This window comes from Erwinia sp. Eh17-17, assembly GCF_039675725.1.
Classification (GTDB): Bacteria; Pseudomonadota; Gammaproteobacteria; order Enterobacterales; family Enterobacteriaceae; genus Erwinia.
In genome coordinates, this window is record NZ_JBDFQT010000007.1 from 114,792 (window position 1) to 126,660 (window position 11,869).

Here is an 11,869-nt window from a genome sequence, read left to right on the forward strand (position 1 = left end):
ATGTCTCTACAGGATCGGTTAATCGACTCGCTGGGGAGTTTTGCCACAAAATTCAACAGCTACCGCTATATCATGGCGATCAAAGCGTCGTTTATTACTCTGATGCCGGTGATTATTGTCGGTGCATTTTCGGTGCTGATTTCCAATATGGTGCTGGACGGTAAGAACGGGCTGGCAAGCTTTCAGGCGCTGTCATTCCTGGCAGAGCTGAAGCCCATTACCTCCAGCATTAACTACGCCACCCTGAGCTTCCTGAATATCGGCGCCGTGTTTTTGATCGGTATTGAACTGGGGAAAATCAACGGCATTAAAACGCTGTTCCCCGGCCTGCTGGCGATCATCTGTTTTATCGCCGTGACGCCGACCACATTAAGCATGATGGTCAACGGGGAGATGCAGGTGGTGACCGACGTGCTGGCGAAACAGTTCTCTGATACCAAGAGCCTGTTCCTTGGCATGTTCATCGCCATCCTGTCGGTCGAAATCTACTGCCGCCTGGAACATGTTGATCGCCTGAAAATCAAAATGCCGGATACCGTGCCGCCCAATGTGGCCGCGTCGTTCTCCGCGCTGATCCCGGCGATCATCACCGTCTCGGCCATCGCCACCTTTGGCTTTATTTTCCACCGCTTTACCGGCATGTATCTGTATGACGCGGTGTACAAAATTGTCCAGGAGCCGCTGGAGTCGGTGGTGCAGAGCCTGTGGGGCATCCTGCTGCTGATGTTTGTCGCCCAGCTGTTCTGGGTGATCGGCATCCACGGTAACCAGATGGTAAAACCGATTCGTGAACCGCTGCTGCTGGGAGCGATTCTGGTCAATATGAATGCCTTTGAGCAGGGCATCGAGGCACCGAACATTATCACTATGCCGTTCTGGGACGTGTATATGAGTATTGGCGGTTCCGGGCTGACCATCGGGCTGCTGACGGCGGTGATGCTGGCCACCAAACGCAAAGAGATGCGCGAAATTGCCAAGCTCTCCTTCGGGCCGGGTCTGTTCAATATTAATGAGCCGGTGATCTTCGGTATGCCGATTATGCTGAATCCGATCCTCGCCATTCCGTTCATCATCACACCGCTGATCACCGGATCGATTGGTTACTTTGCCACGGTCACCGGGTTTGCCGGAAAAGCCGTGGTGATGGTGCCCTGGACCACACCGCCGATTATCAACGCCTGGCTGTCCACGGCGGGATCGATGGGGGCGGTAGTCACGCAGATCGTCTGTATCCTGGTCTCCATTCTGGTCTATCTGCCGTTCGTTAAAATCGCCGCGCGCCGTGCGGAAGCCGCTGACGCGAAAGCGTTACAGCCTGAACTCGCGAAACATTAAGGAGCTATGATGAGTACCCTGAACGTTACCATCCCGGACGATTTTATCCTCGGTGCTGCCGCCTCGGCGTGGCAGACCGAAGGCTGGAGCGGCAAGAAAGCCGGCCAGGATTCGTATCTTGATGCCTGGTACCAGAATGACCGCCACGTCTGGCATAACGGCTATGGACCGGCCGTCGCCACGGATTTCATCAACCGCTACAAAGAAGATGTGGCGCTGATGAAGGCGGCGGGGCTGACGCACTACCGCACGTCCATCAACTGGGCGCGTTTTCTCACCGATTATGAAAATGCCGTGGTGGATGAAGAGTATGCGGCGTATTACGACAGCCTGATCGACGAGCTGCTGGCTAATGGTATTCAGCCGATGCTGTGCCTGGAGCATTACGAGCTGCCTGCCACGCTGCTGGAGCAGTACGGGGGCTGGGGCTCGAAGCACGTGGTTGAGCTGTATGTTCGCTATGCTGAGCAGGTCTTTGCCCGCTACGCCCACAAAGTCACGCGCTGGTTTACCTTTAACGAGCCGGTGGTGGTGCAGACCCGCGTCTACCTGGATGCGCTGCGCTGGCCGTATGAGCAGAACACCGATAAATGGATGCAGTGGAATCACCATAAAAACCTCGCGACGGCGAAAGTGGTCAGCCTGTTCCGTGAGAAAGGCTATCAGGGAACTGTCGGCACCATTCTGAATCCGGAAGTGACCTATCCCCGCTCCAGCGCCGCGCACGACGTGAAAGCCGCGGAAATGTACGATCTGTTCTATAACCGCGTTTTTCTCGACCCGGCGATTAAAGGCGAGTACCCGGATGAACTGATCGCACTGCTGGCACAGCATCGGGTGCACTGGGAGGTGGACGCGCAGGAGCTGGCGATCATCAAAGCCAACCGCGTCGATGAAGTGGGCATCAACCTTTACTATCCGCACCGGGTGAAAGCCCCGTCGCGGGCGTGGCACCCGGAAACGCCGTTCCACCCGGCATTTTACTATGAACATTTCGAACTGCCGGGGCGTCGTATGAACCCCTCGCGCGGCTGGGAAATTCAGCCTGCCATCGTCTGGGACATGGCACTACGCATGAAAAACGATTACGACAATTTCCCGTGGTTTATTGCGGAAAACGGCATGGGGATCGAGAACGAAGCGCGCTTTAAAAACGCGGACGGCGAGATTCAGGACGACTACCGTATCGATTTTATCACCGGGCACCTTTACCAGGCGGTGAAGGCCAATGCCGCAGGGATGAACTGCCTGGGTTATATGCTGTGGGCCTTCACCGACAACGTATCACCGATGAACGCCTTCAAGAACCGTTACGGTCTGATTGAAATCGACCTTGAAAACCAGCGCCAGCGGCGGATGAAGAAGTCTGCCCACTGGTATCAGCAGGTCAGCAGCCAGCGCCAGCTGACCGTCACGCTGGATGATGAAGCTAAATAAGGAGTTAATGATGCAACGAATCGTACTGGCCTGCGCGGCAGGCATGTCCACCTCCATGGTGGTGACACGCATGGAAAAAGAAGCCGCCGCCCGCGGTCTGAGTTACCAGATCTATGCTATCCCGGAGCAGAATCTGCGCGATGAGCTGGAAAACTACCCTGGCGAAGTGGCCGTGGTACTGCTGGGGCCGCAGGTACGCTTCAAGCTGGAGGAGAACCGTAAGCTCACCGACAGCTACCAGATCCCGATTGCGGTGATTGATTCTGTTGCCTATGGCACCCTTAACGGCGCAAAAGTACTCGATCAGGCGCTGGCTTTGGTAAACTAGCCGGAATCAATTCAGACAATGGCTTAAAAGGTGAAGATCTGTGGACAAAGGTGCGCCTGCGCAGGAAAAAAAGCAGTATCAGGAAATCGGGCACGATCTGCGTCAGCAAATTATCGACGGCCACTATCCGGTGGGTTCCAGGCTGCCGCCGGAGCGCAATATCGCGGAAACCTGGGGCGTCAGCCGCACCATTGTTCGTGAAGCCCTGCTGATGCTGGAGCTGGAAGGGACGGTGGACATCCGTCAGAGTTCCGGCGTCTATGTGATGCGCATCCCTTCACAAAGCGGTGATGAAGAGGAGGCATTCTTCCGCAGCGACGTTGGCCCGTTTGAAATGCTGCAGGCGCGTCAGCTGCTGGAGAGCAATATCGCCGCGTTTGCGGCGAAAATGGCCACCAAAGCCGATATTGAAAACCTGAAACGTACCCTGGAGCAGGAGCAGCGCGCCATCGCCCTCGACGATAAAAGTCAGGACAATGACAAGCTGTTCCACCTGCTGCTGGCCGGGGCGACACAAAACCAGATGCTGCTGGATACCGTAAACAGTATCTGGCGGCATCATGAAAGCAGCCCGCTGTGGCAACAGCTGCGCAGCCATATTGAAACCCGCAGCTACCGGCTGAAATGGCTGGGCGATCATCAGACGATCCTCGCTGCACTGCGCCGTCGTGACGTGATGGGATCCTGGCAGGCGATGTGGCAGCACCTCGAAAATGTCAAACACAGCCTGCTGGAACTCTCTGACGCCGATGCCCCCGACTTTGACGGCTATCTGTTTGAATCAGTGCCGATTTTTCAGGGAAAACTGGTATGAATTCGCTGCGCATTGTGCCGTTAAGTGCCGCAGTGGAACACCGTGAGACCCTCATTGACTGGCTGTGGCAGGCATTTGGCAGTGATAACAGCCGCGACTTTTTTGCCAGCGTGATCGACAGCAGCCTGAGCGGTGCCGATCTGCCGCTGACGTTTGTCGCGCTGGATGGAGAGCGGGCGGTGGGCACCGTCGGCTTATGGCGCTGCGACCTGATCAGCCGTCAGGATCTGTTCCCCTGGCTGGCGGCTCTGTACGTGGCGGAGGGCTATCGCGGCCACGGGTTAAGCGCGCAGCTTCAGCAGACGGTGATTGACTGCGCCCGCCAGCGTGGCGACCGCCAGCTGTATCTCTATTCCGCCTGTGCGGATTACTACGAACGTTTCGGCTGGGCATACATCGGTGATGCGCTGGATTATCCGGCGACAGCGGTGCGGCTATATCACAAAGCGCTGGAGTGAATTTTTGAGCCGGTCGCGTAGGGGCTGACCCTCTTTTCCGGTCAGCCCGCTAACATCCATTACGGCGGCGAACCCACCGAGTGGCGGCGCACCAGCGTTGGACTGAACAGATTGGTAATCTCCGGCAGCGGCTGACCGTGCGCTAACGCCAGCGCCAGTTCCGCAGCCTGCTGTGCCATGGTCACAATCGGATAACGCACCGTCGTCAGACGCGGGCGAACATAGCGCGACACCAGTACGTCATCAAAGCCAATCAGCGACATCTCTTCCGGCACGCGTAAGCCATTGTCGCTCAGAACTGCCAGCGCACCGGCGGCCATCGAATCGTTATAACAGGCCACGGCGCTAAAGGTTTTACCCTGGCCCAACAGCTCGGTCATCGCCTGCTCACCCCCCACTTCATCCGGTTCACCAAAGGCCACCAGGCGGTCGTTACACGGCAGATTGTGCTCTTTCAGCGCGTCATAATAGCCCTGCAGACGGTCAGTGGCGTCGGAAATCGAATGCGTCGAGCAGATGTAAGCAATGCTGGTATGTCCCTGCTGGATCAGATAGCGGGTGGCCAGCCAGGCGCCGTAACGATCGTCCAGCGCAATGCAGCGGTTTTCAAAACCGGCCAGAACGCGGTTGAGCAGCACCATACCGGGCAGCTGCTTCATCAGCGGGATCAGTTCTTCGTCGGGAACCTGCTTGGCATGAACCACCAGCGCCGCGCAGCGATGGCGCATCAGCTGCTCGATGGCCTGGCGCTCTTTCTGCTCATTGTGGTAACCGTTACCAATCAGCAAAAAGTTACCGGTTTGCCAGGCCACAGAGTCCACTGCCTTGACCATGGCACCGAAAAACGGATCGGATACATCCCCGACCACCAGCCCGATAGTTTCCGTTGACTGCTGGGCCAGCGCCCGCGCATTGGCGTTAGGGTGATACTGCAACGATTCCATCGCGCTGGTCACCGCAAGGCGCGAACTTTCACTGGCTTTAGGGGAGTGGTTAATGACACGGGATACGGTCGCCACCGAAACGCCCGCAAGCCTGGCAACATCCTTTATAGTAGCCATTGGTTCAATGCCTTCCTGGGTAAGCGTTTACATTGCCATTAGTGTTGCGGAAAGTGCCAGTGACTGCAAGCCTGCGCAACCACGCAGAATGTCGCAGGCATCGCAAAGCCAGACGATAAAACGCCCTGTGCCGCTGCCCGCAGAATGATGATATTCTGGGTTTCCAAAAAAAATGCCAGAGCGGATCCTGAAATGACGATAAAGAAAGTGCCACATCTTGCCCACTGGGGAGCCTTCAGTGCCGTAGTGGAAGACGGAATACTGCGCCGCTGTGAGCCTTTTTTCGCGGACCAGGATCCCTCCCCAATGCTCAACACCATTCCCGAACTGGTCTACTCCGATAAGCGTATCCGCCAGCCGATGGTGCGCCGTTCGTGGCTGAAGTCGCGCGAAAACAGCGACCGCAGCCTGCGCGGCCGTGAGGATTTTGTCGCGGTCGACTGGGATACCGCCCTGGATCTGGTGGCCGAAGAGAATCGCCGGGTGCGTGACCGCTATGGTGCCAGCGGCATTTTTAACGGCTCTTACGGCTGGTCTTCCGCCGGGCGTGTGAACCATGCCCGCACCCTGGTACGGCGTTTCTATAACCTCGGCGGGGGCGGCATTGATCAGCAGGGTAACTACAGCTGGGGCGCGGCACAGTTTTTCCTGCCGTATGTGATTGGCACCTATATGCCGCTCACCGGGCGCGTCACCGACTGGCCGGGCGTGATCGAACACTGCGAAATCTTCGTCGCCTTTGGCGGCCTGGCGCTGAAAAATAGCCAGGTGGCCTCTGGCGGGGCAGGGGAGCACAGCCTGAAGCCTGCGCTGCTGCAACTGGCGGCCAAAGGCACGCCGGTGATTAACATCAGCCCGATGCGCGATGACTGCCCGGCCTTTGTTAATGCCGAGTGGATCCCGATCCGCCCGAACACCGATGTGGCGCTGATGCTGGCGCTGGGGTATGAAATTGAGCGCGTCGGCGCGGTGGATAATGCTTTTCTGCAGTCGCACTGCGTGGGCTACCCGCAGCTGCGCGCTTACCTGCTGGGTGAAAGCGACGGCCAGGCGAAAACGCCGCAGTGGGCCAGCGCGATCACCGGCATCCCGGCGGCGCGTATTACGCTGCTGGCGCAGCAGCTGTGCGGCAGACGCAGCTTTATCACCTGTTCCTATTCGGTCCAGCGCGCCCATCGTGGCGAGCAGCCGTACTGGATGATGATTGCGCTCTCCTCCATGCTGGGCCAGCCGGGGCTGCCGGGTGCCGGGTTCTCCTTCGGTCATGGCTCGATGAACAGCGTCGGCAATCCGCGTACCGAAGGGCCCTCGCCGCTGATGTCTGCCGGGCACAACCCGATTGCCGAACGGGCGATCCCGGTGGCGCGCATCAGCGATATGCTGCTTAACCCCGGTACGGAATATACCTTCCAGGGGCAGACGCATACCTATCCTGATATCCATCTGGTGCACTGGGCGGGGGGTAACCCGTTCCACCATCATCAGCAGCTTAACCGTCTGGTTGAGGGCTGGCAGCGCCCGGATACCGTGATTGTGCAGGATATCGTCTGGACGCCCGCGGCGCAGATGGCGGATATCGTCCTGCCGGTCACCACCTCGCTGGAGCGTAATGACATCGGCGGGTCGTCGAAAGACCGCTTTGTACTGGCGATGCATCAGGCGATTAAACCGCAGCATCAGGCGCGCAACGACTTTGATATTTTTGCCGATATCGCTGAACGCCTGGGCTACCGCGATACCTTTACGGAAAACCGTAACGAGCGCCAGTGGATAGAACACCTCTACCAGCAGTGCGCGGTGGCGCATCACGCTAAAGGTATTGAGTTCCCGGAGTTTGACAGCTTCTGGCAGCAGGGCCACGTGGAGACTGCGCGTCCAGAAAACGACTGGGTGTTTATGGAAGATTTCCGCCATGACCCGGTTGCCCACCCGATTAAAACCGCCAGCGGCAAAATAGAGCTGTTTTCGGAAACCATTGCCGGTTATCAGCTGGCTGATTTTGTCCCGCACCCGGAGTGGCAGCCGCCTCAGGAGTGGCTGGGCGCGCCAGTCAGCCAGCGTTTCCCGCTGCATATGATCTCTATTCAGCCCCATGACCGGCTGCACAGTCAGATGGACGCCACGCCGACGGTACAGGCGAATAAAACCGCCGGGCGTGAAACCCTGTTAATGCACCCGCAGGATGCTGCCGCACGCGGTATCAGCGAGGGTGACGTTATTGAGGTCAGTAACGATCGCGGCACCATGCAGGCGGGAGTACGCATCAGCGACGGTGTCACACCGCAGGTGGTGCTGATTGCCACCGGAGCCTGGTTCGATCCGGGTTTTGGTAAAGCCTGGCAACCTTACGACCGTGCAGGCAACCCGAACGTGCTGACGCTGGATATTGGCACCTCGTCGCTGACCCAGGGTCCGAACGCGATGAGCTGCCTGGTCGAGATCAGAAAAGCGAATATTTAATGCCTGAAATAAAGCAGATGAAAAACACCATGTGGCTAAAATGGAAGCGCGCTCTGAAAAATCAGCAGGAAAAGGCGATAAAGCAGAGAGATTGCAAAAAAACCTATAAATCACATGGCTGGTTACATTTTGCGGGTAACTGTTGCGATTACCCTGTAGCGGCGTAACGCACAGGATTGCTACAGTTCAAGTCCCAGAGGTATTGATGGGTGAACATCAAAAAGTTTTTAACGCTTTGTTTCACCAACCTGCGCAGATGCGCAGGTTTTTTTTGCCTGCAATTCGGTGAGTGCTTAGTAATATTCTGATTTTTATGATGTTATTGTAATTATCATTCCGGGCCGAGTCAGAGCAGCCACTCACGATCTGAAACACAGTTTCCCTGTTCTCTCTGCGGCATTTTTTGTATAACTGCCAGCAAGTTATCTCCCAGCCTGTACCGGAACCCAGATGCCCCCGTTAAAGAAATTCCTGGCGAAATCAAAATCTCAGCCTGCCCCCACTTTCAATCCCCTGCGTTTCCGGCTGGTCTGCCTGGGAGTGATGACCTGTCTGGTGGTTTTGCTGGCGCGGGTGGCCGATTTACAGCTGATCAACCATCCGATGCTGGAAAAACAGGCGGATGAACGTTCTCTGCGTACCGTCACGCTGCCGACCAACCGCGGGACGCTGCTGGATCGTAACGGGGAAGCGCTGGCACTGAGCGTGCCGTCGCGCGATATCATTGCCGACCCGCAGCGCGTGCTGGAAGCACATCCGGATTTTACCAGTGATAAATGGCAGTACCTGGCGAATGCGCTGGAACAGCGCCCGGAGCAGCTTGCGGCACAGATTAACGCCAACCCAAACCGCCGCTTTCTCTATCTTGGGCGCAAAGTTGAGCTGGGCATCGCCAAGGATATCGTCAGGCTGCACCTGACCGGCATCAGTACGGTGTATAACGACAGCCGCTACTATCCGATGAGTGAAGCAACCGGCCCGCTGCTTGGCATTGTCGGCGCGGACAACAGCGGGCTGACCGGGCTGGAAAAGGGGTTTGATAAACTGCTGCAGGGCACGCCGGGGGTGGAAAAATACCGTCAGGATGCCAGCGGTAATATCGTGGCGATGATTGACTACGATCCGCCAAAGCAGCCGCCAACGGTGCAGCTCAGCATCGATAAATTTGACCAGTACACCATGTACAGCAAACTGCGTGACGGGGTGCTGCTGAATAAGGCCGATTCGGGTGCCGCCGTGCTGGTAAAAATCGACACCGGGGAGATCCTCGGGATGGCGTCCTACCCGTCGTTCAACCCGAACAACTTTGTTGATGTATCTCCGGCACAGATGCGCAACACGGCGATTAATGACAGCTTTGAGCCCGGTTCGACGGTGAAACCGCTGGTCGTGATGGAAGGCCTGGCGCGGAAGCTGGTGCGCCCGGACTCGGTGCTGGATACCACCCCGTACCGCGTGAATGGCCACCTGATCCGCGATGTGGGTCACTGGTCGCGTCTGACCATGACCGGCATCCTGCAGAAATCGAGTGATATCGGGGTATCGCACATTGCGCTGGCAATGCCGGCCGAGGTGCTGGTGAACACCTATCATGCGTTCGGCCTGGGCAAACCTACCGGGCTGGGCCTGACCGGGGAGAGCGTCGGCTACTTCCCGCTGCACCGTGAGCGCTGGGCCGATATTGAACGGGCCACGTTCTCATTTGGCTATGGCCTGCGCGTGACGCCGCTGCAGATTGCCCGTGAATATGCCACGCTCGGATCCTTTGGCATCTACCGACCGCTCTCTATTACCCGGGTCAGTCCACCGGTTTCCGGTCACCGCGTGGCGGATGAAGAGACGGTGCGTGAGGTGGTGCATATGATGGAAAGTGATGCCTTACCGGGCGGCAGCGGCGTGCGTGCTGCCGTACCGGGCTACCGGCTGGCAATCAAAACCGGTACGGCAGAAAAAATGGGCGACAGTGGGAAATATGACGGTGGCTATATTAACTATACCGCCGGTGTGGCACCGGCCAGTAACCCGCAGGTGGCGCTGGTGATTATGATCAACCACCCGACAGCTGGCGATCACTTTGGTGGGTCGGTAGCGGCACCGGTATTTGGCAATATTATCGGCCCGGTGCTGAAACATATGAATATCGCGCCGGATGCGATTTATCATCCCGGCTGATGAAATACGCGGGAAAACAGGAAACCGCGCCTGACGAATATTGCACTCCTCCAACCCACGCCATGCGTGGGTTTTTTTATGTCAGATTCCGTTTTGCTTCAAGTTGTTACAACGGTGAAATTCGCTGACAACTTTTATTCCCCATCTACACTAATCGCCAAACCCGGCATCAGCGAAATCGCTAAGGTGTGCGCAGCACGGTGCAGTACCGCATTCCACTGCATTGTGTAGCCCCCTGAGGTGTTGGTAGCGCTGCAGGGGGCGATTCTTACCATCAGGAACCGATGATGATGCCGAAATTAAAAGACAGGACGCCGAAAGTTGGCGGACGCTCAGCTGCTTTTCAGCTAAGAATTCATCCTGAACTTCATGAGCAACTGAGAACGTTAACTGAAAATGACAATGTCACGCTTGCCTGCTGGTTGAAAGACCTGGCGCGGCGTGAACTAAGAAGGAGGGGAATAGAACCACGGGGTTGACCAGCGTACTGAGTGGCTCACGCACTCCCGCTCAGCGCTTGCCGCATGATTTAGCACAAATAACTTATTTGTAGCTTTTCGAAAAAATATTTAGCACAAAATTAACATAAACCGACTTTTCACCTTCTTATAATGCTGTTTATTTTTGAGAGTAATCACTCTCGTTATTAATTTCATGACTACCTAATTGAGAGTTCATAATGCACTTGAGGACACTTTCTGCGAGTTTGATTTTTTTGCTGGCTGCCTGCGATCAGAGCGTGGCACCGTCCGGTGAAGCACCAGTTAATGTGGGTATCAGCACGTTAAAAAGCGAGCCTGTTACCCTGTTTACTCAGTTGCCAGGCCGTACCACGGCGATACGCACGGCGGAAGTCCGCCCGCAGGTCAGCGGCATTGTGCTTAAACGCCTTTTTACAGAAGGCAGCGAGGTGAAAGCCGGACAACCTCTTTACCAGATTGACCCCGCCACTTATCAGGCCACCTACGACAAAGCGATGGCCAACCTGATTAACGCCAATAAACTGGCCGCACGTTACAAACCGCTGGCGGCGGCGCATGCCATCAGTCAACAGACTTATGATGATGCAGTTGCTGCGGCACGCGAAGCGAAAGCGGACGTCGAAACGGCGCGGGTCAACCTTAACTACACCCATGTCAGGGCACCGATTACCGGCCATATTGGCCGTTCGCTGTCTACGGAAGGGGCACTGGTGACCAACGGCCAGAGCAACTACATGAGTCTGATTCAGCAGCTGGATCCGATCTATGTTGACGTCAGCGAATCGTCGCTCGATCTGCTGACACAGCGTCGCGCTCTGGCCAGCGGCGCGCTGAAAGCCGCAGGAAAAAACGCCGCCGCGGTCAAACTGACGCTGGAAGATGGTTCGGCATACCCGCTGGAAGGGCGGCTGGAATTCTCAGAAGTGACCGTCGATGAAAGCACCGGCAGCGTGACGCTGCGTGCGGCCTTCCCCAATCCCCGGCGCGACCTGCTGCCGGGGATGTTTGTCCATGCCAGCCTGCCGCAGGGCGTATCAGAAAAAGGCATCCTGGTTCCGCTTGAAGCCATCATGCATGACACCAAAGGGCGTCCTTACGTCTATGTCGTTGGGGGGGATAACCGCCTCAGGGAGCAGATGATTACTACCGGACAGATGACAGGCGAAAACTGGCTGGTGGAAACCGGTCTGAAGCCAGGCGACAGCGTGGTGGTGGAAGGGCTGCAAAACGTGCAGCCAGGAACCCTGGTGAAAACCAGCCAGCGGCGGATCGTCAACGCTCAGCATTCAAATCTGACCACTGCCGACCCCTCGGCGCAGTAG

At 56.8% G+C, this 11,869-nt stretch carries 10 protein-coding genes; 9 read left to right on the forward strand and 1 reads right to left on the reverse strand.

Going from position 1 to position 11,869, the window contains the following annotated elements; genetic code table 11:
• Genes ABEH87_RS17270 through ABEH87_RS17290 form a run of 5 tightly spaced genes read left to right on the forward strand, consistent with a single transcriptional unit; the run spans position 1 to position 4,372 of the window.
• The gene (locus ABEH87_RS17270; protein ID WP_346578087.1) at positions 1–1,335 is read left to right on the forward strand and encodes a PTS transporter subunit EIIC; all 1,335 of its coding nucleotides are present in this window, start codon (positions 1–3) and stop codon (positions 1,333–1,335) included.
• Positions 1,336–1,344: 9 nt separating this feature from the next.
• Complete coding sequence (locus tag ABEH87_RS17275) at positions 1,345–2,772, forward strand: glycoside hydrolase family 1 protein (RefSeq protein ID WP_346578089.1); 1,428 nt, start codon at positions 1,345–1,347, stop codon at positions 2,770–2,772.
• Positions 2,773–2,782: 10 nt separating this feature from the next.
• Positions 2,783–3,100: a PTS sugar transporter subunit IIB gene (locus ABEH87_RS17280; protein ID WP_346578237.1), complete on the forward strand. Its 318-nt coding sequence runs from the start codon at positions 2,783–2,785 to the stop codon at positions 3,098–3,100.
• A gap of 40 nt (positions 3,101–3,140) precedes the next feature.
• Positions 3,141–3,914, forward strand: coding sequence for an FCD domain-containing protein (locus tag ABEH87_RS17285; protein ID WP_346578090.1), 774 nt, complete (start codon positions 3,141–3,143; stop codon positions 3,912–3,914).
• A gap of 5 nt (positions 3,915–3,919) precedes the next feature.
• On the forward strand, positions 3,920–4,372 hold the full coding sequence (locus ABEH87_RS17290; protein WP_346578239.1) for a GNAT family N-acetyltransferase: 453 nt from the start codon (positions 3,920–3,922) through the stop codon (positions 4,370–4,372).
• A gap of 59 nt (positions 4,373–4,431) precedes the next feature.
• Here ABEH87_RS17290 and galR read toward each other — a convergent pair whose 3' ends face one another.
• On the reverse strand, positions 4,432–5,433 hold the full coding sequence (gene galR / locus ABEH87_RS17295) for an HTH-type transcriptional regulator GalR (RefSeq protein ID WP_346578092.1): 1,002 nt from the start codon (positions 5,431–5,433) through the stop codon (positions 4,432–4,434).
• Positions 5,434–5,625: 192 nt separating this feature from the next.
• Between galR and ABEH87_RS17300 the strand changes: the two genes are divergently transcribed.
• The 4 genes from ABEH87_RS17300 (at position 5,626) to ABEH87_RS17315 (ending at position 11,869) form a co-directional block, all read left to right on the forward strand.
• The gene (locus ABEH87_RS17300; RefSeq protein ID WP_346578093.1) at positions 5,626–7,893 is read left to right on the forward strand and encodes a molybdopterin guanine dinucleotide-containing S/N-oxide reductase; all 2,268 of its coding nucleotides are present in this window, start codon (positions 5,626–5,628) and stop codon (positions 7,891–7,893) included.
• Between the two features lie 450 nt (positions 7,894–8,343).
• Positions 8,344–10,065 (forward strand): penicillin-binding transpeptidase domain-containing protein, encoded by a 1,722-nt coding sequence (locus ABEH87_RS17305; RefSeq protein ID WP_346578095.1) that lies wholly within the window; start codon positions 8,344–8,346, stop codon positions 10,063–10,065.
• A gap of 290 nt (positions 10,066–10,355) precedes the next feature.
• Positions 10,356–10,544, forward strand: a complete 189-nt coding sequence (locus ABEH87_RS17310) for a toxin-antitoxin system HicB family antitoxin (protein ID WP_346578241.1) — start codon at positions 10,356–10,358, stop codon at positions 10,542–10,544.
• Between the two features lie 200 nt (positions 10,545–10,744).
• Complete coding sequence (locus ABEH87_RS17315; protein ID WP_346578097.1) at positions 10,745–11,869, forward strand: efflux RND transporter periplasmic adaptor subunit; 1,125 nt, start codon at positions 10,745–10,747, stop codon at positions 11,867–11,869.

Coding starts and splice junctions, on each gene's coding strand:
- ABEH87_RS17300 (WP_346578093.1), top strand. CDS start 5,626: ATGACGATAAAGAAAGTGCCACATCTTGCCCACTGGGGAGCCTTCAGT.
- ABEH87_RS17270 (WP_346578087.1), top strand. CDS start 1: ATGTCTCTACAGGATCGGTTAATCGACTCGCTGGGGAGTTTTGCCACA.
- ABEH87_RS17280 (WP_346578237.1), top strand. CDS start 2,783: ATGCAACGAATCGTACTGGCCTGCGCGGCAGGCATGTCCACCTCCATG.
- ABEH87_RS17310 (WP_346578241.1), top strand. CDS start 10,356: ATGCCGAAATTAAAAGACAGGACGCCGAAAGTTGGCGGACGCTCAGCT.
- ABEH87_RS17305 (WP_346578095.1), top strand. CDS start 8,344: ATGCCCCCGTTAAAGAAATTCCTGGCGAAATCAAAATCTCAGCCTGCC.
- galR (WP_346578092.1), bottom strand. CDS start 5,433: ATGGCTACTATAAAGGATGTTGCCAGGCTTGCGGGCGTTTCGGTGGCG.
- ABEH87_RS17315 (WP_346578097.1), top strand. CDS start 10,745: ATGCACTTGAGGACACTTTCTGCGAGTTTGATTTTTTTGCTGGCTGCC.
- ABEH87_RS17275 (WP_346578089.1), top strand. CDS start 1,345: ATGAGTACCCTGAACGTTACCATCCCGGACGATTTTATCCTCGGTGCT.